Source organism: Allotamlana fucoidanivorans (genome assembly GCF_045788535.1).
Taxonomy (GTDB): Bacteria; Bacteroidota; Bacteroidia; order Flavobacteriales; family Flavobacteriaceae; genus Allotamlana; species Allotamlana fucoidanivorans.
In genome coordinates, this window is record NZ_CP074074.1 from 44,689 (window position 1) to 69,618 (window position 24,930).

Annotated in this window: 23 protein-coding genes and 5 tRNA genes; 3 read left to right on the forward strand and 25 right to left on the reverse strand. The window is 34.1% G+C overall.

Going from position 1 to position 24,930, the window contains the following annotated elements; genetic code table 11:
* Nucleotides 1-2 precede the first annotated feature (2 nt).
* The 19 genes from rplA to KFZ70_RS00295 form a co-directional block, all read right to left on the reverse strand.
* Nucleotides 3-692 carry a 50S ribosomal protein L1 gene (gene rplA / locus KFZ70_RS00205; protein ID WP_139697918.1) on the reverse strand — a complete coding sequence of 230 codons (690 nt, stop codon included), beginning with the start codon at nucleotides 690-692 and terminating at the stop codon, nucleotides 3-5.
* 19 nt (nucleotides 693-711) lie between these two features.
* Nucleotides 712-1,149 (reverse strand): 50S ribosomal protein L11, encoded by a 438-nt coding sequence (gene rplK / locus KFZ70_RS00210; RefSeq protein WP_139697919.1) that lies wholly within the window; start codon nucleotides 1,147-1,149, stop codon nucleotides 712-714.
* A gap of 76 nt (nucleotides 1,150-1,225) precedes the next feature.
* Nucleotides 1,226-1,780 (reverse strand): transcription termination/antitermination protein NusG, encoded by a 555-nt coding sequence (gene nusG / locus KFZ70_RS00215; protein WP_139697920.1) that lies wholly within the window; start codon nucleotides 1,778-1,780, stop codon nucleotides 1,226-1,228.
* Between the two features lie 25 nt (nucleotides 1,781-1,805).
* A complete protein-coding gene (secE, locus tag KFZ70_RS00220) occupies nucleotides 1,806-2,000 on the reverse strand; it encodes a preprotein translocase subunit SecE (protein WP_139697921.1) in 195 nt (64 codons plus the stop codon).
* 67 nt (nucleotides 2,001-2,067) lie between these two features.
* Nucleotides 2,068-2,140, reverse strand: a tRNA-Trp gene (locus tag KFZ70_RS00225).
* A 74-nt stretch (nucleotides 2,141-2,214) separates the two neighbouring features.
* On the reverse strand, nucleotides 2,215-3,402 hold the full coding sequence (gene tuf, locus KFZ70_RS00230) for an elongation factor Tu (RefSeq protein ID WP_139697922.1): 1,188 nt from the start codon (nucleotides 3,400-3,402) through the stop codon (nucleotides 2,215-2,217).
* A 72-nt stretch (nucleotides 3,403-3,474) separates the two neighbouring features.
* Nucleotides 3,475-3,546, reverse strand: a tRNA-Thr gene (locus tag KFZ70_RS00235).
* Between the two features lie 90 nt (nucleotides 3,547-3,636).
* Nucleotides 3,637-3,709, reverse strand: a tRNA-Gly gene (locus KFZ70_RS00240).
* Between the two features lie 29 nt (nucleotides 3,710-3,738).
* A tRNA-Tyr gene (locus KFZ70_RS00245) sits at nucleotides 3,739-3,821 on the reverse strand.
* Between the two features lie 32 nt (nucleotides 3,822-3,853).
* Nucleotides 3,854-3,927, reverse strand: a tRNA-Thr gene (locus KFZ70_RS00250).
* Between the two features lie 102 nt (nucleotides 3,928-4,029).
* The gene (locus KFZ70_RS00255) at nucleotides 4,030-4,332 is read right to left on the reverse strand and encodes an HPF/RaiA family ribosome-associated protein (RefSeq protein WP_139697923.1); all 303 of its coding nucleotides are present in this window, start codon (nucleotides 4,330-4,332) and stop codon (nucleotides 4,030-4,032) included.
* Between the two features lie 39 nt (nucleotides 4,333-4,371).
* Complete coding sequence (locus tag KFZ70_RS00260; protein ID WP_139697924.1) at nucleotides 4,372-5,262, reverse strand: tyrosine-type recombinase/integrase; 891 nt, start codon at nucleotides 5,260-5,262, stop codon at nucleotides 4,372-4,374.
* Between the two features lie 120 nt (nucleotides 5,263-5,382).
* Nucleotides 5,383-5,577 (reverse strand): 30S ribosomal protein S21, encoded by a 195-nt coding sequence (gene rpsU, locus KFZ70_RS00265; protein ID WP_139697925.1) that lies wholly within the window; start codon nucleotides 5,575-5,577, stop codon nucleotides 5,383-5,385.
* An 86-nt stretch (nucleotides 5,578-5,663) separates the two neighbouring features.
* Nucleotides 5,664-6,830: an acyl-CoA dehydrogenase family protein gene (locus KFZ70_RS00270; protein ID WP_139697926.1), complete on the reverse strand. Its 1,167-nt coding sequence runs from the start codon at nucleotides 6,828-6,830 to the stop codon at nucleotides 5,664-5,666.
* Nucleotides 6,827-7,699, reverse strand: a complete 873-nt coding sequence (locus KFZ70_RS00275; protein WP_139697927.1) for a helix-hairpin-helix domain-containing protein — start codon at nucleotides 7,697-7,699, stop codon at nucleotides 6,827-6,829. The genes KFZ70_RS00270 and KFZ70_RS00275 overlap by 4 nt, the downstream gene beginning before the upstream one ends.
* Nucleotides 7,700-7,722: 23 nt before the next feature.
* Nucleotides 7,723-9,345, reverse strand: coding sequence for a sodium:alanine symporter family protein (locus tag KFZ70_RS00280; protein WP_139697928.1), 1,623 nt, complete (start codon nucleotides 9,343-9,345; stop codon nucleotides 7,723-7,725).
* Nucleotides 9,346-9,446: 101 nt separating this feature from the next.
* A complete protein-coding gene (locus KFZ70_RS00285; RefSeq protein WP_139697929.1) occupies nucleotides 9,447-10,472 on the reverse strand; it encodes a TrkA family potassium uptake protein in 1,026 nt (341 codons plus the stop codon).
* 3 nt (nucleotides 10,473-10,475) lie between these two features.
* Nucleotides 10,476-10,703: a PspC domain-containing protein gene (locus KFZ70_RS00290; protein ID WP_139697930.1), complete on the reverse strand. Its 228-nt coding sequence runs from the start codon at nucleotides 10,701-10,703 to the stop codon at nucleotides 10,476-10,478.
* A 36-nt stretch (nucleotides 10,704-10,739) separates the two neighbouring features.
* A complete protein-coding gene (locus tag KFZ70_RS00295; RefSeq protein WP_139697931.1) occupies nucleotides 10,740-12,011 on the reverse strand; it encodes a DUF2851 family protein in 1,272 nt (423 codons plus the stop codon).
* Between the two features lie 259 nt (nucleotides 12,012-12,270).
* On the opposite strand from KFZ70_RS00295, the gene KFZ70_RS00300 reads away from it, so the two are divergent.
* Entirely contained in the window at nucleotides 12,271-12,666 is a 396-nt protein-coding gene (locus tag KFZ70_RS00300; protein ID WP_139697932.1) for a DUF2721 domain-containing protein, read from the forward strand.
* Between the two features lie 52 nt (nucleotides 12,667-12,718).
* Here KFZ70_RS00300 and KFZ70_RS00305 read toward each other — a convergent pair whose 3' ends face one another.
* Together KFZ70_RS00305 and KFZ70_RS00310 are read right to left on the reverse strand one after the other, a co-directional pair.
* Nucleotides 12,719-15,217 carry a glycoside hydrolase family 2 protein gene (locus KFZ70_RS00305; RefSeq protein WP_233244066.1) on the reverse strand — a complete coding sequence of 833 codons (2,499 nt, stop codon included), beginning with the start codon at nucleotides 15,215-15,217 and terminating at the stop codon, nucleotides 12,719-12,721.
* A gap of 219 nt (nucleotides 15,218-15,436) precedes the next feature.
* A complete protein-coding gene (locus KFZ70_RS00310) occupies nucleotides 15,437-16,672 on the reverse strand; it encodes an ABC transporter permease (protein WP_139697934.1) in 1,236 nt (411 codons plus the stop codon).
* A gap of 20 nt (nucleotides 16,673-16,692) precedes the next feature.
* Between KFZ70_RS00310 and KFZ70_RS00315 the strand changes: the two genes are divergently transcribed.
* On the forward strand, nucleotides 16,693-17,913 hold the full coding sequence (locus KFZ70_RS00315; protein WP_233244067.1) for an exo-beta-N-acetylmuramidase NamZ domain-containing protein: 1,221 nt from the start codon (nucleotides 16,693-16,695) through the stop codon (nucleotides 17,911-17,913).
* On the opposite strand, the gene KFZ70_RS00320 is transcribed toward KFZ70_RS00315, so the two are convergent.
* Together KFZ70_RS00320 and KFZ70_RS00325 are read right to left on the reverse strand one after the other, a co-directional pair.
* Nucleotides 17,910-18,740, reverse strand: coding sequence for a sterol desaturase family protein (locus tag KFZ70_RS00320; RefSeq protein WP_139697936.1), 831 nt, complete (start codon nucleotides 18,738-18,740; stop codon nucleotides 17,910-17,912). The two genes, KFZ70_RS00315 and KFZ70_RS00320, sit on opposite strands and share 4 nt — an antisense overlap.
* Nucleotides 18,741-18,766: 26 nt before the next feature.
* Nucleotides 18,767-19,258: a YkgJ family cysteine cluster protein gene (locus tag KFZ70_RS00325; RefSeq protein ID WP_139697937.1), complete on the reverse strand. Its 492-nt coding sequence runs from the start codon at nucleotides 19,256-19,258 to the stop codon at nucleotides 18,767-18,769.
* A gap of 77 nt (nucleotides 19,259-19,335) precedes the next feature.
* Here KFZ70_RS00325 and KFZ70_RS00330 point away from each other — a divergent pair, with 77 nt between their 5' ends.
* Nucleotides 19,336-20,031 carry a bifunctional 2-polyprenyl-6-hydroxyphenol methylase/3-demethylubiquinol 3-O-methyltransferase UbiG gene (locus KFZ70_RS00330; RefSeq protein WP_139697938.1) on the forward strand — a complete coding sequence of 232 codons (696 nt, stop codon included), beginning with the start codon at nucleotides 19,336-19,338 and terminating at the stop codon, nucleotides 20,029-20,031.
* Nucleotides 20,032-20,053: 22 nt separating this feature from the next.
* On the opposite strand, the gene KFZ70_RS00335 is transcribed toward KFZ70_RS00330, so the two are convergent.
* Entirely contained in the window at nucleotides 20,054-21,793 is a 1,740-nt protein-coding gene (locus KFZ70_RS00335) for a TonB-dependent receptor (protein ID WP_139697939.1), read from the reverse strand.
* A gap of 32 nt (nucleotides 21,794-21,825) precedes the next feature.
* Nucleotides 21,826-24,846, reverse strand: coding sequence for a tetratricopeptide repeat protein (locus tag KFZ70_RS00340; RefSeq protein ID WP_139697940.1), 3,021 nt, complete (start codon nucleotides 24,844-24,846; stop codon nucleotides 21,826-21,828).
* Between the last annotated feature and the right edge of the window lie 84 nt (nucleotides 24,847-24,930).

The following is a 24,930-nucleotide window of genomic DNA, read 5'->3' on the forward strand; positions in this document are numbered from 1 at the left end:
GATTAACTAACCTTAGGATCAATTGCAATACTAGGACTCATGGTAGAAGACATGTGAATACTTTTCACATAAACCCCTTTTGCAGTTGTTGGTTTTAATTTAATTAATGTTTGTATTAATTCATTTGCGTTACCCGCAATTTTATCAGCACTAAATGATGCTTTACCAATAGCAGCATGTACAATACCTGTTTTATCAACTTTAAAGTCAATTTTCCCAGCTTTTACTTCTGCTACTGCCTTAGCAATATCCATGGTTACTGTACCTGTTTTAGGGTTTGGCATTAAACCACGAGGACCTAATACACGTCCTAAAGGACCTAATTTACCCATAACACTAGGCATAGTTATAATAACATCTATATCAGTCCATCCGCTCTTGATTTTGTCAAGATACTCATCTAAACCTACATAATCAGCTCCTGCTTCTTTAGCTTCTGCTTCTTTATCAGGTGTTACTAATGCTAATACTTTCATATCTTTACCAGTACCGTGAGGAAGTGATACTACACCTCTTACCATTTGATTTGCTTTACGAGGATCTACACCCAAACGTACTGCTATATCAACTGATGCGTCAAACTTTGTATTGGTAATTTCTTTTACTAGTTCAGATGCTTCATTTAATGAATACACCCTTCCTTTTTCAATTTTCGCTAAAGCTTCTTTTTGCTTTCTTGTTAATCTTGCCATTTTCTAATGCTTTAATAGATTAAGAAGGAAATTTTCCTGTTACAGTTATTCCCATCGATCTTGCAGTACCAGCAACCATTTTCATAGCAGAACCAATTTCAAATGCATTTAAATCTTGCATTTTGTCTTCTGCGATAGTTTTAATCTGATCCCACGTTACTTTAGCTACTTTTTTTCGGTTAGGTTCTCCTGAACCTTTTTTCACCTTGGCCGCTTCTAATAATTGTACTGCAGCTGGAGGCGTTTTGATTACAAAGTCAAATGACTTGTCTTTGTAAACAGAAATAACTACTGGTAATACTTTACCAGCCTTATCTTGTGTTCTCGCATTAAATTGCTTACAGAACTCCATGATATTAACTCCAGCAGCACCTAAAGCGGGTCCAACCGGTGGCGACGGATTCGCAGCACCTCCCCGAACTTGTAACTTAACTACTTTACCTAATTCTTTTGCCATTTTTAATAATTTAATTTGAAACCTTCTTATGTTTTGGAAGCGAAAGACGGTATCAATTTATATAGTGTAACAATTATTATACTTTTTCAACCTGCATATAACTTAACTCTAATGGTGTTTTTCTTCCAAAGATTTTCACCATTACTTCAAGCTTACGCTTTTCTTCATTTATTTTCTCAATAGTACCATCAAATCCGTTGAACGGCCCATCAATAACTTTTACGGTTTCTCCTTTTGTATAAGGAATTGCAACATTAGCCGTTTTCTCTACAGCCAATTCATCAACCTTACCTAACATTCTGTTTACTTCAGATTGTCTTAACGGCACAGGATCACCACCTTTAGTTTCACCTAAAAAACCAATAACATTAGTTACTGAACGAATAATATGAGGCACTTCTCCAGTTAAATTCGCCTGAATCATAATATACCCAGGAAAAAACACCTTTTCTTTATGAATTTTTTTTCCGTTACGAATTTGAATCACACGCTCTGTTGGTACCAAAACCTGATCAACATAATCTTGCATCCCTAAACGAGCTATTTCATTCTCAATATAGGTTTTGATTTTGTTTTCCTGTCCACTTACCGCACGAACAACATACCACTTTTTATCACTTCCTTCAGACATAAATTTTTCTTTTTAACGTTAAATGTTAACTAATCCATTGAAAGTAAGTAGTAATAACTTTACTGAATACTGTATCGATACCCCAAATAGCAAGAGAAAAAACAATTGAAAATACTGCAACCAATACAGTTAAACTCTGTCCTTCAGCCCAAGTAGGCCAAGTCACATTATTTTTTAACTCTCCAAATGAATCTTTTATGTAATTTACAAATCCTGCCATTTTGTTATTTTCTTTTTTTTAGACACGTTAAAATGTTTTTCAACCTATTTAACTATCTGTTTTTTTGCACGGGTTGCGAGACTCGAACTCACGACACCTGGTTTTGGAGACCAGTGCTCTACCAACTGAGCTAAACCCGTAAACATAAGCGAAGGTATTCCTTTTAAATTTCCGGAATACCTTTGCTCATTTATATTCTTATTAAACTATTGTATTAGTCTAAAATTTCAGTTACCTGACCAGCACCAACTGTTCTACCTCCTTCACGGATAGCGAAACGTAAACCTACGTTCATTGCAATTGGCTGAATTAACTCAACAGTAATAGTTAAGTTATCTCCTGGCATAACCATCTCAACTCCATCAGGTAAAGAAATGTTACCAGTTACATCAGTTGTACGTACGTAGAACTGTGGACGGTAGTTATTGTGGAAAGGCGTATGACGACCACCCTCTTCTTTTTTCAAGATATAAACCTCTGCTTTAAATTTAGCGTGAGGAGTTACAGAACCAGGCTTAGTGATTACCATACCTCTAGAGATTTGAGTTTTCTCAATACCTCTTAATAAGATACCAGCGTTATCACCAGCTTCACCTCTATCTAATATTTGACGGAACATCTCAATACCAGTGATAGTAGAAGTTAACTTCTCAGCTCCCATACCAATGATTTCAACAGGATCTCCAGTTTTAGCTACACCAGTTTCAATACGACCAGTTGCTACAGTACCACGACCAGTAATAGAGAATACGTCTTCGATAGGCATTAAGAAAGGCTTATCCATATCACGTACAGGCTCTTCAATCCAGTTATCACAAGCATCCATTAACTCCATTACAGTATCAACCCATTTTTGCTCACCGTTAAGTGCACCTAAAGCTGAACCTGAAATTACAGGACCATTATCTCCATCGTACTCATAGAAGTTTAATAGATCTCTTACTTCCATATCTACTAACTCTAAAAGCTCTTCATCATCAACCATATCAACTTTGTTTAAGAAAACAACGATACGAGGAATACCTACTTGACGACCTAATAAGATATGCTCACGAGTTTGTGGCATAGGACCATCAGTAGCAGCAACCACTAAGATAGCACCATCCATTTGAGCAGCACCAGTTACCATGTTCTTAACGTAATCCGCGTGACCTGGACAGTCAACGTGAGCATAGTGACGGTTAGCTGTTTGATATTCTACGTGAGATGTATTAATTGTAATACCTCTTTCTTTCTCTTCAGGAGCGTTATCAATTTGATCGAAGTCTTTTGCTTCAGATAAACCTGCATCAGCTAATACTTTAGTAATAGCAGCAGTTAAAGTTGTTTTACCGTGATCTACGTGTCCAATTGTACCAATATTTAAGTGTGGTTTTGAACGATCAAAAGTTGCCTTTGCCATGTTTTTTAATAATTTTAATCTTAGTTATATAATAATATTAGTGTACTCTGTTTTTTACCTCTAATATATTAGAGCCAATGACGAGATTTGAACTCGTGACCTCTTCCTTACCAAGGAAACGCTCTACCCCTGAGCTACACCGGCGTAAAGTTTTTATTTCCTATTCTCTCAAAAGCCTTATATATTAAGACCAATTAATTGAAAGAAGAGATTCCTGCCTTCGCAGGAATTTAGAGCGGGAGACCGGGTTCGAACCGGCGACATTCAGCTTGGAAGGCTGACGCTCTACCAACTGAGCTACTCCCGCAAATTTTAAAATTCAAACTTCAATTTTAGTGGGGAGAGCAGGATTCGAACCTGCGAAGGTAAAAACCAACAGATTTACAGTCTGTCCTCGTTGGCCGCTTGAGTATCTCCCCAATGAATTTTATCAATATTTCTTAAGAACTTGAGCCGATAGAGGGACTCGAACCCACGACCTGCTGATTACAAATCAGCTGCTCTAGCCAGCTGAGCTATATCGGCTTTTCTTACCTTTTTTACATATAAAAAAAGCCCGCTATTTCTAACGGACTGCAAATGTATATATTTTTTATTTTATTCAAAACATATTTTAACAAATTTTTGTTATAAATGCGTTCTTAATTTTTCTTTTCGCTTTATTAACTGTCTTTCAAGTGAGGCTACAGCCATATCTGCTCCTTCTTCAAAGGTTTTACATTGTTTTTTTACCACAAAACTATCTCCTGGAACACTTACCCTTGCCTCAAATATTTTATTCTCTTTTTCACTTGTATTTTCTACTTTTAAATACACATCAGATTTAATTACCTTGTCGTAAAACAAATCCAACTTATCCATACGTTTTTGAATGAATGTGATTAATTTCTTATCAGCATTAAAATTAATTGATTGGGTGTTTACTTTCATACTCCTAATATTTTTTAGTTAGACAATAAATCAACAATACTATTCCTTACCTCTAGGATGCGCATTAATATGCACTTGTTTCAATTCTGCTATACTATTGTGGGTGTAAACCTGGGTGGCAGCTAAACTTGAATGTCCTAAAAGTTCTTTAACAGCATTTAAATCGGCACCTTGGTTTAACAAATGCGTAGCAAAAGAGTGTCTTAAAATATGAGGACTCTTTTTTACCTTTGTAGATGCTAAACTAAAATACTCATTTATTATTCTGTAAACAAGTGTTTCATAAATTTTCCTGCCTTTTTTTGTTAAAAAAAAATAATCCTCGTCAACAACACTATCCAAATCATTCCTGAAAACCAAATACTTACGTATGTTTTCAACCACTGTATTTAATAATGGAATGAGACGTTCCTTATTTCGCTTACCTAAAACCTTAAGGGTTTTATTATTTAAATCAAAACTAGACATTTTAAGTTCAACCAGCTCAGTGCGTCGTATTCCTGTTGAATAGAATAACTCAATAATAGTTAGATTTCTAACACTTTCAAAATCGTTTCTTGAATTTAATACCTCCAGAACGGTTTCTATTTCATGTTCAGAAAAAGGTGTTTGCACTTTTTTACTTGTTTTTAGCGCTTTGTGTTTTGACAATGGGTTTACTTTAATATCGCCTGTTTTTAATAAAAACTTATAATAGCTATTTAAACTTGATATTTTCCTATTAATGCTCCGGTTTACTAAACCCTTTTCTACCAACAATACAATCCAACTTCTTATTTGCGTATAATGTATTTCTTCTAAACCATTTACCTCATACTCATTTTGCATAAACTCTAAAAACTCGTTTAAATCATTTTCATAGGCCACTACAGTAAGGCGAGAGTAATTTTTCTCTAACAACAAATAATCTAAGAAAGGCTTAAACGTCATATACAAAGGAAAGTGTTATTTTAATTCATAAGCGTGATGAGTAAAAATACAATCTTTTAAGGAAAATTGAATCAAAAAAAATCCCGCATAATGCGGGATTTTAATTTTGCTTTGTATTTACTATACTTCCTCTGCGTCTCTCAACGATTGGATATATTGTGCTTTTTGAACCTGTGCTCTGCGCACCACTGAAGGCTTAGTGTAATACTTACGCTCTTGCAATTGATTCTTGATAGTGGTTCTTACAAACTTACGTTTGTAACGTTTCAACGCTCTATCTATATTTTCTCCGTCTTTTACTGGAATTATCAACATAGTGTCTTAACCTCCTCTCTTTTAGAATTTTCAGGCCGCAAATATAAAAACAATCTTTAATTTTAAACAAAAAAAATATTTTTTTTTTATGTTGCTGGCTTATAAGATTTTTTGTCAATAATAATCTTTGAAAGTATTTCTCTTAGAATCTCTGAAGTTCCCCCGCCAATAGGCCCTAACCTACTATCTCGAAGCAGTCTTGCTAAAGGATAATCTTCCATATAGCCATAACCACCTAAGAACTGTAAACATTCATAAATAACCTCATCAGCCATCTTTGTTGATTTCAATTTAGACATAGTGGCTTCTTTAACTACATATTCCCCCTTATTTAATCTAAATACAACCGAGTAATTAAACTGCTTGCACACCTCCATATCTGAATATAAATCCACATATTTATGTCTTAAGGCTTGATACATATCTAAAGATTTACCAAATGTTTTTCTTTCAGACATATATTGTAAGGCATAATCGAGAGCATATTCTGCTCTTGCGTGGGCATTAACACCCATTACTAAACGCTCTAGCGCAAAATGCTGCATTATATATGCAAACCCCTCATTTTCTTGACCTAACAAGTTAGTGACTGGCACCTTAACATTATCAAAAGCAATCTCTGCTGTATCTGAAGCTCTCCAACCCAATTTATCTAATTTGGTTGCCGTGATACCTGGCGTATCTCTATCTACAACAAAAATACTCATTCCCTTATTACCTTGCTCAGGACTCGTTTTTGCGGCCACTACTAAATAGTCACTATACACCCCATTGGTAATAAAGGTTTTAGCCCCATTAATCACATAATGATCATCAATCTTCACGGCTGTAGTACGCATCCCTGCAACATCACTACCTCCCGATGGCTCAGAGATACATAAACAACCTATCTTATCACCAGCAATACTTGGTGCCAAATAGTTTTGTTTAATAGCTTCATCTCCTTCCGCATTAAGGTGCGTCATAGCTAAATAAACATGTGCCCAAATGGCCGCCGCAAACCCGCCTGAATTTATTTTTTGAAGCTCCTCTTGTAAAATAACCGTGTAAAAAAGATCAAGATTTAAACCTCCATAGGCCTCAGGATAGTTAATCCCAAAAAAACCCATGTCACCAAACTTCTTCCAAATAAATCTATCAATAGTTCCCGTTTTCTCCCATTTATCAATGTGCGGTAAAACTTCTTTTTTTAAAAAATCCTGAAGGCTTTTTCTAAACAGGTTATGCTCTTCAGTGAAGTACATGTTATTCATCTAGTTTCTTTTTCAAGATGCAAATATAATTTAATTATATCTATTTTATTTACAGGAAAGCCTTTTACTTTTTGCAATTCATCAATTGAATTATACCCTTCTTTTAATTGGCGTTGTTCTATGATTTGATGCGCCAATTCATAATCTATATAAGGAATTGTTACCAATTGATTTACCGTAATGGTATTAATATTAAACGTCTTGATGCTTCTTGGGGTTTTTAACTCAAATACTTTCAATATGCTTTGAATAACCTCTGGTGATAAATCATACACCTCATAAAGTTCAACCTCATCGGCAAAACCACCTTTAAACCTGTTTCTGAATTTGATAATTCTATTAGAAAGCACTTCTCCTACCCCATTCACAACCTGAAGTTCACCTGCTGTGGCCTGATTTAAATCTTTCTTTTGATACGTTATTCTAGACGTGTTCTTTGCTGATGCTTTTTTAATACTAGAATTATTAATCCATTCAGGAAATTTAAAATAGGGTGAGAGCACTTCTAATAACGAATCTGATACTTGAGTTACCTCTTGAAATTGTTTGGAAGAATTAATCCATTTATTGTCTTTTCTGAATTGCAACAACCTATCAATCTCCACATTAGACATCCCCAAAACATACCCTTTATAGTCTGTAATAAAGTTAGGATTGAAAGGCGTTATTTCTGTCGATTTTTCTTTTATTTCAAGTTGTCTTAAAGAATCCACCTCTTTTTCAAACAGTAATAAGGCTTCCTCATTTACAACTAGTGGTTCTAAGGGCGCGCTTATGAAAAAATACAAACATTGAAATAAAACAATAAGTATGAGCAATAAAAAAATCCCATGACGTTGTTTTTTAGAAAACTGAAAATGGGATTTCATAGACTTATGTTTTTAAAGTTATGTTACATATGTTTTGTTAAATCCTCAGCCCCTTCCTCTAAAGCTTCATGTTTAACATTTATAGCATCCATATACTTCGATAATTCTCGCTTAATTATTGGAGACAATATCACCACACCAATAATATTTGGTACAACCATGGCAAAAATCATGGCATCAGAGAAATCAATTACAGCACCAAGACTTATTGAAGAACCTATAACCACGAATAATAAAAATAATAGTTTATAGACTAAGTCACTAACCTTTCCTTTTCCGAATAAAAACACCCAACCTTGCATACCATAGTAAGACCAAGAAATCATGGTTGAAAACGCAAATAGAATTACGGCCACTGTTAACACGATAGAAAAGTGTGGTATAACCGAATCAAAAGCCGTTGCTGTAAGTTCAACCCCTTCTTTAATAGGTACACCGTACTCCATAAAACTACCATCAAAGTTGGTAATAACAATCACCAAAGCTGTCATTGTACAAATTACAACCGTATCAACAAAAGGCTCTAATAATGCTACAATTCCTTCACTGGCAGGATAGGTTGTTCGTACCGCAGAGTGAGCAATAGCGGCACTACCAACACCAGCTTCATTAGAAAAAGCTCCTCTACGAATGCCTTGAATCATAACCCCAATTAAACCACCTGCTATTCCTAAACCAGAAAATGCTCCTTCAAAAATTAAAGCAAAGGCATCATCAATTAAATGCCAATTGGCCCCTAAAATAACTAAGGCTGCAAGCACATAAATACCAGCCATAAAAGGCACTACCTTTTCGGTTACGGCTGCTATTCTTTTAATTCCTCCAATTATCACCACAGCCACTAAAATAGCCATAACAATACCAAAATACAATCTAGCGTTTGAGCTTTCAAGTTCAAACAACTTAATAAACTGAGCAGCCGCTTGATTTGCTTGAAACATATTTCCCCCTCCAAAGGACCCCCCAATAACAAAAATAGCAAACAACACAGCCAACACTTTTCCAAAACCGCCCATGTTTTTCTCTCTAAACCCTTTGGTTAGGTAATACATAGGTCCACCATATACTGTACCATCTTTAGCCACATCGCGATATTTAACCCCTAAAGTGCATTCTGCAAACTTAGAGGCCATCCCTATAAAACCTGCAAGAATCATCCAAAACGTAGCGCCAGGACCACCAATAGAAAGCGCTACTGCTACTCCTGCAATGTTTCCTAAACCAACTGTAGCTGACAATGCTGCGGTTAGAGCTTGAAAATGAGACACCTCGCCATGGGCACTATCATCCCTTAAGGTTTCAATGATATTCTCATCTTCATTTGGTGTTTGATCTCCATATAACGTATCGGCTCCATGCTTTTCAATATCTTCATATTTTCCTTGAACTACTCTAATAGCCGTTTTAAAACCTGTAATGTTTATAAACTTAAAAAAAATAGTAAAAAACAAAGCACCACCTACTAAAACTATTAATACCCAAGGCACTTTAACTGTTTCAGAAAATGGAATTTCATAAAATATGCCTTCTACAAACCACCCCGTATAGTCTTTAAAAACGCGGTCAATTTTTTCTGGGGTTGATTCCTTTGCAAATGTTAAAAATGGTGCTATTAAAGTAAATAATGAAAGAAAATATTTCTTCATAAGAAAGTTTTAGTTTTTAAGATATCAAACAATTGTCATGTGTAAGTCGGGCAAGATGCTAAAAAAAAATGATTTTATAAAACATTGCTTGTTAAAATGGCCTAAACCGAATCAATATTGTAAATGCTATTCAAAGCTTCTATTTGTTCTGGCCTTCCTAAAACAATAATCTTAGAATTTAATTCCAATTTCATTTCAGCCTCAGGATTTACGATATATTGACCATTGCCATCTTTGTAACCAATAACAGTACACCCCGTTTTTCTTCTTAAATCTAAATCTTTAATTGTTTTAGTATCTTTTGAACTATAAAGTTTTTCAACGGCCACTTCTTCAATATTTATATCTGATTTACCTACAATAGACAAATTATCTATAAATTCCATCAATCCCGGTACTACAACCAAAGAAGCCATATGATCACCACCTATTTTATCTGGCAAAATAACGTTATTAGCTCCTGCAAATTTTAGCTTATCATAAGAAGATTCATTTGAAGCTCTACTAATTATATTGATTTTATCATTGAGTTGCCTTGTTGAAAGCACTACGAACAAGTTATCGGCATCATTTGGGAGCGCTGAAATAAAACAAGAAGCTCTATTAACACCAGCTGCCATAAGTATTTCATCTTCATTTGCATTGCCAATCACATAAGGAACATTGTCTATTTGTAAGCGACCTTCCATTTCTCTATTTTTTTCAATAACTACAAAGGGTTTTTTGTAAGCAGCAAGTTTTCTTGCAGCCTGCTTTCCGTTTCTCCCATAGCCACAAATAACAATATGATTTTTAAAAGCATCTATAAGTTTTTGCATCTTTTTTTGTTTTAGTTCTTCAATATCATTTTTGCTCAAAATATATTCTGTGATAATAGATAAAGCATACCCTACAATAACTACACTTGCCAAAATCAAAAATATGGTAAAAATCTTAGATTCATCATCTAGAGGCACCACTTCACTAAACCCAACAGTCGTCATGGTAATCACTGTCATATAAAGCGCATCAATCCAGGTATACTCAGAAATAAAAACGTACCCAATTACTCCAACAAGCAAAATAACAACCAGCAAAAATAGCGCAGTATATATTTTTGTTCGAAAAAATCTTATTAATGGATTCATAAATTACAGGTCAAAAACAGATGAACGTTTGGTATAAACTAAATCTTTTATCCGCATCCAGAATGCTAAAAACAAATATAACGCGAAACCAAAACCAACAGTTACAAAGGTTAAGTACATAAAAGATGTACGTACCACCTTTGCCCGAATACCTAACCTGTCGGCAATACGCTGACAAACATAATATCCATGTTTTTGAAAAAATAATAATGGCTTGTAAATAACGTTCATGCCGCAATTTAACACTTACTTTATTTGTTTAAAAGTTTATTCACTTAAAAGTTGATTTCCAATAGCACACTCTAAACATTTATGTTTAGCGCAGTAGACGGTTTTAAGCTGAATTAAGGCTTGAGATTCAAAAGATGAATGCGCTATTTGTTTTAACTCATTAAATGCTTTTATAATATTATTTTTTTCCGAAGGCATAGATTTAGCCAGATTGAAAATAGATGTTTCAGCCAGTTCTCCTTGTTTCATGGCATACCAAAACTTAATAGGAATGATTGTATTAATCACTAACAAATCAATAAATGATTTTGAGAGCGACTTTACCGTAGGCTTTGAGCTTTTTTGAAAAGTATAATGTGCCTCCCAGAACTTAGATGTATTCACTTTAAAAAGTTTATAAATATCATCTATATTTTTTGCCTCTATTACCTTTGAAAACAAATTATCCTGCAGATGATAAAGATTTGTTAATTGAGACAACCGAATGGTAGGAAAATTTGACGGTCTCAATCTGAAAAAATGTATTGGTAAAACTGTTGAATTTTCAATATGAAACTTTTGTTTTAAAAATGCGTAATCCTTTTTAAGGTTTTCAAAATAAGCATTTTCAAAATCTCCTTCAAGCAACCCTGCTTGCCCAAATAATAATGCCTCCAATTGCATTATATTAGACCTAGTTTTTCTAACGATGGAAAACCTAAAAGATTGCCCCAAACTAAAAAAAGCCTCACCATTAACTTTTAACCCAAAATTCTTGCACAGCATTTGAAACAAAACTGCTTCCCAGTCATTCTTTGTTGTTTTTAAAATATTTTCAATAGTGCTCGATTTTCGTTCTAAGCGTTCTACATACAATCTTTCTAACCAATTATCAACCACAAAATCATCAACGCGAGCAAACGAGTCTTCACAATTAATCCATTTGCTATTATTTATAAAAAGTTTATTGTAGGTTCCTAATATATCTTGGTTTACAATATGGCTTAACTCTAGGGTTGGAATCACAGAATTATCTTTTCTAAATACATCAATATCGTGTTCCCAAACTACATGCAAAATCACATTATCATACGCTTGATCTGTTTCATGGTTATGCAAAAACCAATCAGATGATTTTACATGAATTTCAACATTACCTGCCCATAGTTGGTTTGCTATTCTAACTTGAGCATTAAAAAAATCAGGCCCCGAATTTTGGTTATACTGTCCAACCGCATTGATGGTAATATTCTCACCTCTTGTGGTTTTTAAATTTGTTAATTGAACTTTTTTATGTTTCCATATATAGTGTAAAAAGTCTTCTTGCATACCATAAAAATAAAAACAATAAAGAAAATGAAAAATCTAAGTTTATTCAAGTAATATAAAAGAAGTTATCACTGAAATAGACTAAAAGCGAAGTTAATGAGCTCTTAATTACAAAAAAAATACTGATTTTAGCAATGTTAGAAGTTAAGATACTGCCTTTTTTTAGACGGTTTTTTTACAAAATATTTTTCAATAAGGCGATAAAAAGCTTAACCACTATAATCTTTTTATATTTGTAATACGAAAACAAAGCACCCCAATGGAAGCATTAACTCTTACAACGCCAGCTCTTTTATTTTCAGCTATTTCTTTAATTATGCTAGCCTATACCAATAGATTTTTAGCCTATGCTAGCGTGATTAGAAACTTACATGACAAATATCTTCAAAAGCATGATGAAACACTTATGCGACAAATAAAGAACTTAAAGAAACGCCTATATTTAATTCGATCCATGCAAATTGCAGGTATTTCGAGTCTGTTACTTTGTGTTTTAACCATGTTTTTGATTTATATTGAACAGCATCTCATAGCCGTTTGGATATTTGGTTTGGCCTTAATTTTACTAATCATCTCCTTAGCATTGTTAATTAGAGAAATTCAAATTTCAGTAAAAGCGCTAGAACATCATATTAGTGATATTGAAAAGGGATAGTAAAACACCATCCCTTCTCTTTATAACTCGTAATAGTTTTATTAATCGGAAATCAATTTCCGTAATCTCTTGCTCTAGGCACATTGACACCACTATCATAAGTTTTACCTCCTGTGAATTCATCAAAAAAACGATAGTAGTTGCCATAACCAAACTCAGTCTCTAAAACGCGTCGTTCATCTCTCATTTTTTGAAACATTTTTGTAGCTTCTTTTTGGTCGCCTATTAAGAAAAAGTAATCATTTTCTGATAGAATCTCTCCTTTTTTATTAACTAATTTTAATTCGACCAATACTTTTTCATCAACTTGCTTTAAAACATCTGCCGATATGGTTTCAAACTTTTTGGCACTATTTGCTTTTACCGTACCAATTTTGAATGTTTCTTCTTTTAATAATTTACCATGATTATCTTTAAAAATTATACTAGCTTGGCAGTTTTTAAAATCTTCAAACAAATCATTCACCACCCATAATTCGCCTTTAAAAGCTTCATTTTTACTCCATCTTCTTTTTTCAAACGACAGGTTAATCAACAAAGGTTGATAGGCTTTCTTAACAAAATCATAAGATCGTTTAGGTTCTTGATAATTATCAACAATACCCCATTTCATATCTGGCCAATACGTTATAAAATGACACAGTGCAATACCACTCAAGCTAGGTTTTTGTCTTCTAAAATATTCTATACCGTTTTGAAATATTATACCTTGTGTGTCTTGGGAAGCATTAACAAATTCTTCAAGGGATCCTATTTTTTCATCACCAAACACATCCCAATTTTGCATTCTTAATCGTACTAAATCTGCCCAATGGTGCCCCCAGCTTAACCCAGGTGTCCATAATTCATCTTCTGGAATAAACTTCTTTAAACTTTCAATTGATGGTACCGAAGTAATAGCAAACTCTGGTACAATTGGAAATTCCATGGTTTTCAACCAATCTTCATGTAAAAAACTCCCCATGTCATAAAAATATCTTAAGGCATGAACCGCTTCCTTGGGTTTAAACCCAGCCTCTTGAGACACCTCACAAGTTAGCGGAGAATCTGGCACATACGGTAAATCAACATAAGCCTGAAGCGAGTCTCCAAGTCGTTCTAGAAATTCTCTACCAAATTTTGCGTCTCTGGTTCTTAATAGCATTTCTTCTCCACCTTCCATCATAATCAATGATGGATGATTTCTACGCTCTTTAACTACACGCACACCTTCATTAAAAATCTCAGCCAACTCTTCTTCCTTATCAGGAATATTACCCGTTCCTAAAGGAATCATATCTTGCCAAACTGTAATCCCCATTTCATCACAATATTGATAAAATTCAGGAATCTCTGGAGGATGCCAACCAAATATCCTAATATTATTCATGTTAGCATCTTTAGCTAACTGAATGAGTGTTTTATATTCTTCAATTGACGTTCTACCTACAAAAATATCTGGTGGCCCTCCCCAACACGCCGAACGAATAAAATGAAACTTACCATTTATATATGTTGACCTTGGAAAGGACACATCAACATCCTTTTTAAATCCTGGATTCCATTTTGAGGTAACTTCCCTTATACCAAAAGTAATTTCTTTGAAATCTTGATTAAATTTTCCTTCCTTTAAAGAAATTCTAGCTTTATATAAATTAGGTTTCCCCATATCCCAAGGCCACCATAATTTAGGATTATCTAAATGAATATTGTGTGTAACTTTATGTATTCCTGGTTCAACCAATGCTGAGAACGTCACTGTTTTTACTTTTGAAGAAAAATTCTTCCCTTCTAAAGATGCTACAAAATTCATATTTTTTGCAGAAGATTCGGTATTTTCTACTGTAAGTTCTAAACTAACATCGGCTGAATTATCTTTATTAATAGAAGTATTAGCATATACATCATCAAAACGCACTTTCCCTGTAGATATCATTTTTACAGGACGGATAATTCCAAACGGAACTAAATCACGCCAATAATCTCCAAACCAAGGCGTTTTCTTTCCCGCTACCAAAGCATTGACACGTGGTGGAGGATCTAACTTTATCATAAGCATATTAGTACTTGAGAGTCGTTTTTTAGATACTCTTAAATAGTTAGTAACATCAAACGAAAAACCAGAAAAGGCTCCTTCATGTCTTCCTAAATAATGCCCGTTTAACCATACATCACATGCATAATCTACGCCTTCAAAAACAATTTTTACAACCTTATTATCTACAGGTTCGCTTACATGAAACTGGTGTGCATACCACCACTCATATTGCTGTACCCATTGTGCTTTAACACTGTTTCTCCCAAAATAAGGATCTTCAATAACACCAGCTTTCCACAAATCAGTATACACATCTCCTGGCACTTTAGCATAATTCCATACTAATGTTTCAATATCCTCTGGTGGTAATTGAGGGAGTCCCATTTTTACTCCTTCACCAGGAAGCATCATTTTCATGGTCCATTTCACACCACTTAAATCTCTTATCAATTGGCTGTTTTCAGTATGGGAAATCATCGTATTGGGCTGAGCCTGTAACATAGTAGACAGCAGACAAAAGATGAATACTCCCATTATTAGCTTTTTGTAATTTGTAGAGTATTTATTTTTTAGAAACATAAAACAAGTATTTTGCCACAAATATAATCATTTATGAAACTAATTTCAAATATGAAAACAAAATTCATGTATAAACAATGATAAAATATTTACACAAGAAACAACAGCACCTGCATAAAGAATTTTTAACAAATAAAAATTTCTTATATAGTACTGTATAAATTGAACTAAACCTTAAGTGAATCTAATAGCTTTTACAGGCGAAATTTTGGTTACTATGTATGATGGCAGTAAAAGCATTAATACACATAGCACTAACGTTCCTATATTTAAACATAGTATATACCAGAAACTTATATAAACGGGGGCTTCAGTTACATAATATACACTAGGGTCTAGCTGAAACAATTTTAAATATTTTTGCACAAATAAAATACCAAGCCCCAAAACATTTCCCCAAAACAAACCCAATAAAATTAAATAAGAGGCATTATACAAAAACAACTTTCTAATACTCCAATTATTACTTCCTAAGGCTTTTAAAATACCTATCATTTGCGTACGCTCTAAGATTAAAACCAACAAAGCAGTAATCATATTGATACCCGCAATTAAAATCATGATACCAATAATTCCGTAAATATTTTTATCAAATATCTTTATCCATTCAAAAATGGAATAGTATTTATCTTCAATGGTTTGTGTGTTTAAGGTTGATGGTGTGTTTTGATAAATCTCCTTTCCTTTGGTTTCAAGGTCATCATAATCTTCTATAAAAACTTCAAAGCTGCCAACTTGATTGTTCTCCCATCGGTTAATACGTTGTAAATGCCGAATATCTCCTATAACATAACTGGCATCAAAATCTTGAAAGCCCGAATTATATATTCCAACAATATTGTATGTAATGATGTTGGGTAATTTTTCAGGATCATCTTTTGCAAATACCATTTGAAAGGTATCATGAACCTTAAAACCTAATCTATTAGCCAGATATTCAGAAACAAGTACGTCTTCATTTCGCTTATTTGTATAATCGGGCAACCTACCTGCTATTAAAAATTCTTTAAAAAAATCCCAATCATAATCTGCTCCAACACCTTTAAGATAAGCACCTTCAAAATCGGTGGTTGTTCTAATTACGCCAAACTTAGAGGCTACAGCCTGAATGTGTTTAACCCCTTCAACAGTTTTAAATTCGGGGTAAAACTCTTGCTCCTTAGATATTGGGAATATACTTTCAAGTGAATTGTTGCTATCATAATTAGTAATAACAACATGACCATTAAACGCCACAACTTTATCTCGTATTTTTTGTTGCAATCCTATCCCGGTAGCAATAGCTACCATCATCACGACAATACCGATAGCTATAGCGGCAATACCAATTTTTATTATTGGTGCCGATATACTACTTTTATACGCTTTACTACCTATAATGCGTTTAGCTATAAAAAACTCGTAATTCAATTTTATCTATGCAGTTAAATATGGTCAAAAATACAGTTTTATTATTTGTTTTAGCAATGATTTCATGTGCTTCTAAAATGAAACATGAAAGCAGTGACACAATACCCGTAAATAATAAAAAGACGCATGAGGTAACGCCTATTATTGTGGGTGCCAATCAAACGGCTACCTATTTACCTTTGCTACAAACTAAACGCATTGGTATCGTTGCCAATCAAACATCCGTTATTTTCAAAACTAACCATCAATATACTCATCTAGTAGATTCTTTAATAGATTTAAACATCAATGTAAAAAAAGTATTTGCCCCTGAACATGGATTTAGAGGACAAGCTGATGCTGGCGAAGCTGTAAAAGATGGTATTGATACCAAAACAAACCTGCCTATTATTTCTTTATATGGAAAAAACAAAAAGCCTTCTGAAAGTCAACTTGCTGATTTAGACCTCGTCATTTTTGATATTCAGGATGTTGGTGCCCGATTTTACACCTACATTTCATCACTTCATTATGTTATGGAAGCTTGCGCCGAACAAGACATTCCTGTTCTAATTCTAGACAGACCCAACCCTAATGGGCATTATATTGACGGCCCTGTTTTAAAAACGGCTCATAAAAGTTTTGTGGGTATGCATCCTATACCAGTGGTTCACGGCATGACCATTGGAGAATACGCCAAGATGATTAATGGTGAAGGCTGGTTAGCAAATAGTATAAAATGCTCATTACATGTTATTCCTGTTAAAAACTACAACAGACAACTTCCCTATATTTTACCTATTAAACCAAGCCCTAATTTACCCAATGACCAAGCTATTAATCTGTATCCAAGTTTATGCTTTTTTGAAGGCACCAATGTGAATGCGGGACGGGGTACCGAAACTCAATTTCAGGTGTTTGGCAGTCCTTATTTAAACCCAGAAAAATACACTTTTCAGTATACTCCACAGTCAAACACAGGTTCTAAATACCCAAAACATCAAGGTAAGGTTTGCTTTGGAAAAGATGTTTCACAAACACAAAAATTAAATGCCTTAAATTTAACCTGGCTTATTGAAGCCTACAAAGACACGTCTGACACCTCGGAATTTTTCAACACCTTTTTCACCAAACTTGCTGGCACCACTGAGTTGCAAAAACAAATTGAATTGGGACTTTCAGAACAATCCATAAAAGACAGTTGGAAAGAAGCATTAAACCTATTTAAAACAATGAGAAGCCCCTATTTAATTTACCTCTAAGGCTTCTCTGTTGGTTTCTGATATTTTTGAAACGGTTGCTTAAGAAGTTCTATAATATTTCCATTCTTCTTTTCATCAGGAAACACATCTACACCATAAATAATGTTATTGGTATCGAGCTTCATATAGGTTCCGAATAAACGATCCCAAACAGAAAAAATATTTCCGTAGTTAGAGTCGGTATAAGGCAACCTGTAATGATGATGCACTTTATGCATATCAGGAGATACTATAAAATAGCTTAACATACTATCAAGCCGTTTTGGCAATTTTATGTTAGCATGATTAAACTGCGTGGCGACTACTGAAAGTGATTGATATAGCAATACCATACCAATAGGTGTTCCAATAATAAAAATTCCCGCTAAAGTAAAAGCATAACGTATTAAACTTTCTAATGGATGATGCCTATTGGCGGTTGTAGTATCTACATTATGATCTGAATGATGCACCAAATGAATCATCCATAGCGGTTTTACCTTGTGCTCAATGAGGTGTGGCAAATAAGCACCAATAAAATCAATAAGTAATATCCCCAAAAAACCATATAAAACTATGGGCATATCGGGCAACCAGTTTAATATTCCAAAATTATGAGTCATAACCCAATTGGATGCCATCACAAACAAAAAGGCCAGCGGTATATTGATTAGTATTGTAGTTACGGTAAAGAAAATATTAGGTATGGCATGTTTCCATTTTTTATACTTTATCGTTTTTAATGGTATAATACCTTCAACCACCCAAAACAAAGTTAAACCACCCACTATAATTGCCGCCCGAACAGGTGGTGGAATGGTTTCAAAGTAATTTAAAATAGTTTCCAAAATGAATCAAGTTTTTTTAAATGTACTTATTTTATCCGATCTTTCATTTTTTCTACCACATTAAAAGCGGCTGGACAAATAGCCACATTTTTTAAAGTTAAGTTAGAAATCTGTTGAAACTTCTTTCTATCGGTATGTGGAAATTCTCGGCAAGCTTTAGGTCTAACCTCATAAATAGAACAATAATTATCTGCACCTAAAAAAACACAAGGTACCTGCTGTAATACATAATCATTGTCCTCATCTATTCTCAAATATTGATCAATAAACTGCTGGGGTTTCAACTTAAAATGTTTTGCCAATCTAGACACATCCTTATCTATAAACAACGGCCCTGTTGTTTTGCAGCAGTTAGCACATGTTAAACAGTCTGTATCACTAAAGACCTCATCATGCAAATCCTGCATAATGTAATCTAAATTTTTAGGTGGCTTCTTTTTTAGTTTTGCAAAGAATTTTTTGTTCTCGTTATGCTTATCTTTGGCCTGTTTTGGAAGATTTTTAATTATGTCTTGCATGCTACAAAAATAGTTCTTTTTAAAATTATTATTAATTCTGAAAAGATTAATTCTGAAGCACATAAAATCAACACCTTATGAAAGACCTCTTTGGAAAAGCGTTATTAGATTATCAGAATAAAAACTATACAGCAGATCTCATTACAGAAACTAGTATTTCTGATGAAGACACACTACCACTTCCTTACCTATTTAGAACATTTGATGAGATGCCTAAATTAGAACAAAAGGCCTTAATGTTATGTAAAGGCAAAGTATTAGATGTGGGTTGTGGTGCCGGAAGTCATGCCTTATTCTTACAATCAAAAGGTATAGATGTTAAAGCTATTGATATATCTGAAGGTGCGGTTTCGGTGACCAAAACCAGAGGTGTAAAACACGTTGAATTAAAAGCTCTTTTAGATGAAACTGACAGCTTTGACACCATTTTGCTTTTAATGAATGGCACAGGAATTTTTCAAGAAATGGGTGCTGTATCGAAATACCTCAACCACTTAAAACAGATTTTAAAACCTAACGGACACATTTTAATTGATTCCTCAGACATAAAATACATGTATGAAGATGAAGATGGTGGTTTTTGGTTGGATATGAATGCAGGATATTATGGTGAACTGGATTATTTCATTTCCTATAAAGATGAAAAAGACATTCCTATGAAGTGGTTATACCTTGATTTTGACACCTTAAAACTAGCCTGTAACAGTGTTGGCCTGTCTTGTGAACTAGTCTTAGAAGGAGAGCATTATGATTATTTAGCCAAACTGAGTTAAGGACTTCTTATGTTCGAAATTTTTAAAAATCGAATTTATACATAGCACCAGCCATTAGCTGAAACCCTTGTACTGGGAAATTCAACCATTTCTCATAATTTTTACCCGCTATGTTATTCATTTTTCCAAATACAGAAAACTGCTGATTGATGTGATAACCAACATGGGCATTCATATCAAAATAACTATCTAAGGTTACGGTTCTATTCAAATCTTCAGGTGCTAGGGCAGCTTCTAAAACCACCTCATCTTTTCTTTCCCCCACATAAAACATATTAGCTCCAGCAAACCAATGTTCGTCAATTTGGTAATCAACAAAAAGGGATCCTTTAATATCTGGCAAGTTCCAAGGTTCAGCTTCATCATTTAAGCTGTAAGCAAAATATTCGGCCTTTAAACCAAGCTTAAAATTTCTATTAACATCCACATTAATTTCGCCAGCAAAACCAAACGTTTCTAAATGGTCGTAAACTATTCCGAAAGAATTCCCATATTCATAATCGGCATCGGCTGATATATTCTTAACCATGTTCGATTTAAAAAGTGCTTTATTTCTGTCTGCTTTATAATGCCCACTAATATTATAACTCATGTTACTTGATATTTTACCCTTCAAACCAACATAGGCGTTATATATTTGATCATTGGGTTCAATTTGTAAGGTAGGTGACACAAAAGGATTTTCATTGGCAAACCCATGATAGGTATTTTGAATCAGATCGCCTTGAATACCTCCATAAGCAATCAAAACCTCGTTTACCAACCTGTATGATGCTTTTATGTTTGGAAAGAGATAAAACTTATTACCGCCATTTTCAAAGTCATTTAAGTAAAATAAGGAGATCCCTAAATTAAGTGTTAAATCGTCCTCCTTTAACTGAAAACTTGGCGCCAAACCTACTTGAAAGTTCCCATAATTTATGGCTTCTGAACTAGTATATGCTTGATCAAAATTACCACCTAGATAATCAAATTTTACATTGGTTGAAATCTCGAAATCAGCAACAGGAACATCTACTTTGCCTTCAAGTTTGAATCTGTTTTCAGCCGAACCATTATTATCGGTGAATCTTCTAAATAATACGTTTCCTGAGTTTATGTAAGTATCTTCAAAAGTAACATCGCCACCAACATGTATATCAAAAAAGGCATGTCCTACATCTAAATTTTGAATCAGGGGTTCATCAATAAAAAAGGCTTCGTTTAAACCGTACCAATTGTAAAACTGATGCTGAACCCCTCCGTGAACATTCCAAGCCAGATCTCTTAGGCGTGAGGTATAGTTTAATTTAAGTTTTGAGTTTGAAAACCCATTATCAACCACCACATTATCAATATCACCTGATGATGAATGATGACTTACATAACCACCTACACTTTCATTTCTGCTAATAGCATGATTTAAATACACTTCACCTAAAATTGTTTTATATGAGCCCACACCCAATGATGCGTAATTATCATATACTTTTTCTGGAGCTTTCTTTTCAACGCTGGCGGCTTTACCTTTTGCCGGTGTAAAGGTTGATGCCACTGGAAAAGAAAAGATATTATAGTTGATTTCTTTTTTTCTATCTGTCGTTTCATCATCTAAAACGGGAACTTCTTTTACTTTAAAAGCATCAGAAATAGAAGGCGTATAAGGTTTCACAACATCTATAACACCTGTTGTTAATGTGTCACTTTTCTTTTTTTGAGAAAACCCCAAAGTAACAGTTAATAAAATTATTATTGTAATGACCGTTTTTGTGTATTTACACATATGCTTTGATTTATCTTTTTGTTGATTGACGATTAATCTTCAGTTTCTATGGATGCGTTGGTTTTAGCCTCTTCCTGTTTTATTTTAGCCAACACTTCGTTAGCTTCAGAAACAACATCTTCAAATTCGGAAAAATTTTGAACCACGCTTTCTAGTATATATGTAGCCTGAAAAGCATCTTTTAGTGCATAAAAATTCTGAGCCATCAATACCAGGCCTTTGGCGCTGTAGTATTTATGCCCTGAATAGTTTTTTGCCAATTTTTGCACTTCTTCATTGGACTTTTCAAATTGCCCCGCTTTATGTTTAAAATAGGCGTTATAGTATAAAGCCTCTGCAGCTGTTTCTCCTGTAGCTACTTTTTCAACTTCCTTGTAAGCCTCTTTAGCCTTAGCCTCGTTACCCGTTTTCATCGCAGAACGCGCAATAATAATATGTGCATCGCTTTTTACCTTATCATCTGTAGCATTTTGTTGTAATACCTTGTCGGCATAAGTAACAGCTTCTCCATAATTCTCTTGTTGATAATTAGCTTTCATCAAGTTAGATTGTGCAAATATCACATTATGCTGAAAACTTGCTTCTTCCTCAATTCTTTGTAGAAGCGGCATGGCCTGTTTCCAGTTTTTATTCTCTAAATAAAACTGAGACAACTTTGTTAAAGCTTCCTCGGTAAACTGACTTCTAGGTGCCTGTACCACATAATCATAATGAGTGGCTGCATTGTCTGGCAAACCCTTTTTATAATAGAGTTGAGCGAGATAGAAATGCGCATTTAAAGCATGTAAGCCCTTTGGAAAACCATGGATATAATCATTAAACTCGCGGATAGCTTTATCTACATCACCTTCTAGGTATTGCTTCTCTGCTGCTTCATACGTAGTATTATCCAAATCTAAATCAGTAACTTCAACATAGTCTAAGGTTTTTACCCATTGGGCGTATTGCTCTACTTCTCCTAGGTCAATATATATAAGTCTTGCGGTTGAAACGGCTTGAACAGCTTCAGGCGTACCCGGGTAGTCACCTGCTACCTTTTTAAATTTTAACAGCGCTTGTTGATTATCATTGGCATTGTAATACACTAATCCTTGTCGCAACAAGGCTTTAGGAACAAATGAACTCATTCTATATTCATTACTCAACTGATTATAAGCTTTCATGGCTCTGTTTGTATTGTTAAGTTTTACATAGGTGTTTCCTAACTCATACAAAGCATCATCTCTTAATTTGGACTTCGGGTAGTCTGCAATAAAACGCTCTAATTCGTTAACCTTTTTAGAGGAATCTCCGGCATACCCCACACTAATTGCTTTTTGAAAGGTAGGATAATCTGACTCAATTTCATTTAACCGAATAGCTTCAGCATAAGCATGTATAGCTTTACTGTATTGACTTGTAACAAAGTGCGCATCACCCAAGCGTAAATAAGCATCGTTTAATCTTATGTTATCTTGATGTTTTTTGTTTACAAATTGACTAAAATAAGTTGTTGCTTGTTCATATTTTTTTAACTTAAAATAGGTGTATGCTATATGATATTCAAGATTTTCCTTCTCGGGGGTTGATTTAGCTTCGGCGGCATTTTCAAATTGTTTAAAACCAACTAAAGCATCTTCATAACTACTTAAATTGTAATCAGATTCCCCTTTCCAAAAGGTTGCTCTCGCCGTATATGCTGCATCACGAGGTTCTTTTAATGAAGCATCAAAAAGCCCTTCAGCTTCTATAAAATTCCCTTCATTAAAAAGCTCTAATCCTCTGTAAAAAGCCACTTTCTGATACGCTACCTTACTCTCAAAACTGCGTTTATTTTGTAATAAAACTAGTGCTTCCTTATAATTTTTTGATGTGATGTATGAATCAATTAGAAGGGATTCGATTTCTTCGCTATGACCTGATTTTGGATATTTTTCTAAATAATCACCTAGCACTTGAGGAGCCGATTGATACGGATTTCCTATTTCGTAACTAATTTTTGCATAATTCAACCAAGCATCTTCCTGAATTTTTAAATCGAAATCCATTTCAGAAGCGTTTTTAAACGCATTTAACGCTTCCTGTTTTTTATTTAAATGAATATAACTTTCGCCTAAGTGATAATAGGCATTTTGAGCTATAGCATTTTTACCATTCACAATCTTATTAAATTCTGAAATAGCGTTTTCATAATCCTTTTGCTTATAATAGGCATATCCCAACTGATAAAAGTCTGTATTAGTCCATTTTCCCTTTTTCCCTTTATATTGTTTGAGATAGGCAATAGCCTCATCATATTGTTTTAAATTGAAATAACTTTCTCCTATAATTTTAGAGAGTTCTGAAACTTCATTTCTATCACTTGATGCTAATTTTGCTTTAGCCAACTCAATGGCCTTTTTAAAATTACCCAACTTAAAATTTAAATCCGCTTGATAATAAGAGAGTTTCTCTTTATAACGTTCTTGATGACTCACTTGGTCAAAATACTTATTGGCCTCATCATAATCATCGCCTTCATAGGCCATGAAACCAATATAATACTTAGCCTGAGCACCATATTCTTTTGAGCTCTCAACACGTCTTAGGTACTTATTAGCATCTTTATATTGTTTGGTTAAAAACGCCGTATACCCATTATTAAAGTAAAATTTTTGACGTTCTGATCTGGCCAACGCGTTTTCATTAACTTTTTTGTACCATTTTCTGGCATGTGCATATTTTGAATTGTCAAAATAATAATTAGCCACATCCACATACGCCGTATTGCGCTTTGTACTTGTTGGGTAATCTTTTACAAAATCTTCTATGAGCTGGTCTGCATTCTGTTGATTTAGTCTTACCGCACTATTGGCTATATAGTAGGCACAATCAGACTGGATGGTCTCATCAGTTGTATGTTTCTTAACCTCCCTAAATAGAGACTGAGCAGCTCTATATTGCTGATTATTAAACAGGGTAATTCCTTTTTGATACGTTGCCAAATTATCAGTATAAATGGCGCTTTGCTGTGCTATAACTGGAAAACTAAAACCTATAGCTATAATAAATGCGACAATACTTTTGTAAGTCATTAATGATTTAGTTTTTAATTTAAAATCAAAGATAAATGAATCTGAATCTTATAACGAAATAATCATGCCATAATTATAAATGTG

Coding starts and splice junctions, on each gene's coding strand:
- KFZ70_RS00270 (WP_139697926.1), bottom strand. CDS start 6,830: ATGAATAACATGTACTTCACTGAAGAGCATAACCTGTTTAGAAAAAGC.
- KFZ70_RS00330 (WP_139697938.1), top strand. CDS start 19,336: ATGAAAGACCTCTTTGGAAAAGCGTTATTAGATTATCAGAATAAAAAC.
- rplK (WP_139697919.1), bottom strand. CDS start 1,149: ATGGCAAAAGAATTAGGTAAAGTAGTTAAGTTACAAGTTCGGGGAGGT.
- KFZ70_RS00290 (WP_139697930.1), bottom strand. CDS start 10,703: ATGAACGTTATTTACAAGCCATTATTATTTTTTCAAAAACATGGATAT.
- KFZ70_RS00285 (WP_139697929.1), bottom strand. CDS start 10,472: ATGAATCCATTAATAAGATTTTTTCGAACAAAAATATATACTGCGCTA.
- nusG (WP_139697920.1), bottom strand. CDS start 1,780: ATGTCTGAAGGAAGTGATAAAAAGTGGTATGTTGTTCGTGCGGTAAGT.
- KFZ70_RS00325 (WP_139697937.1), bottom strand. CDS start 19,258: ATGCAAGACATAATTAAAAATCTTCCAAAACAGGCCAAAGATAAGCAT.
- rplA (WP_139697918.1), bottom strand. CDS start 692: ATGGCAAGATTAACAAGAAAGCAAAAAGAAGCTTTAGCGAAAATTGAA.
- KFZ70_RS00300 (WP_139697932.1), top strand. CDS start 12,271: ATGGAAGCATTAACTCTTACAACGCCAGCTCTTTTATTTTCAGCTATT.
- KFZ70_RS00295 (WP_139697931.1), bottom strand. CDS start 12,011: ATGCAAGAAGACTTTTTACACTATATATGGAAACATAAAAAAGTTCAA.
- KFZ70_RS00255 (WP_139697923.1), bottom strand. CDS start 4,332: ATGAAAGTAAACACCCAATCAATTAATTTTAATGCTGATAAGAAATTA.
- KFZ70_RS00260 (WP_139697924.1), bottom strand. CDS start 5,262: ATGACGTTTAAGCCTTTCTTAGATTATTTGTTGTTAGAGAAAAATTAC.
- KFZ70_RS00275 (WP_139697927.1), bottom strand. CDS start 7,699: ATGAAATCCCATTTTCAGTTTTCTAAAAAACAACGTCATGGGATTTTT.
- KFZ70_RS00305 (WP_233244066.1), bottom strand. CDS start 15,217: ATGGGAGTATTCATCTTTTGTCTGCTGTCTACTATGTTACAGGCTCAG.
- secE (WP_139697921.1), bottom strand. CDS start 2,000: ATGGCAGGATTTGTAAATTACATAAAAGATTCATTTGGAGAGTTAAAA.
- KFZ70_RS00280 (WP_139697928.1), bottom strand. CDS start 9,345: ATGAAGAAATATTTTCTTTCATTATTTACTTTAATAGCACCATTTTTA.
- KFZ70_RS00335 (WP_139697939.1), bottom strand. CDS start 21,793: ATGTGTAAATACACAAAAACGGTCATTACAATAATAATTTTATTAACT.
- KFZ70_RS00340 (WP_139697940.1), bottom strand. CDS start 24,846: ATGACTTACAAAAGTATTGTCGCATTTATTATAGCTATAGGTTTTAGT.
- rpsU (WP_139697925.1), bottom strand. CDS start 5,577: ATGTTGATAATTCCAGTAAAAGACGGAGAAAATATAGATAGAGCGTTG.
- KFZ70_RS00315 (WP_233244067.1), top strand. CDS start 16,693: ATGGTCAAAAATACAGTTTTATTATTTGTTTTAGCAATGATTTCATGT.
- tuf (WP_139697922.1), bottom strand. CDS start 3,402: ATGGCAAAGGCAACTTTTGATCGTTCAAAACCACACTTAAATATTGGT.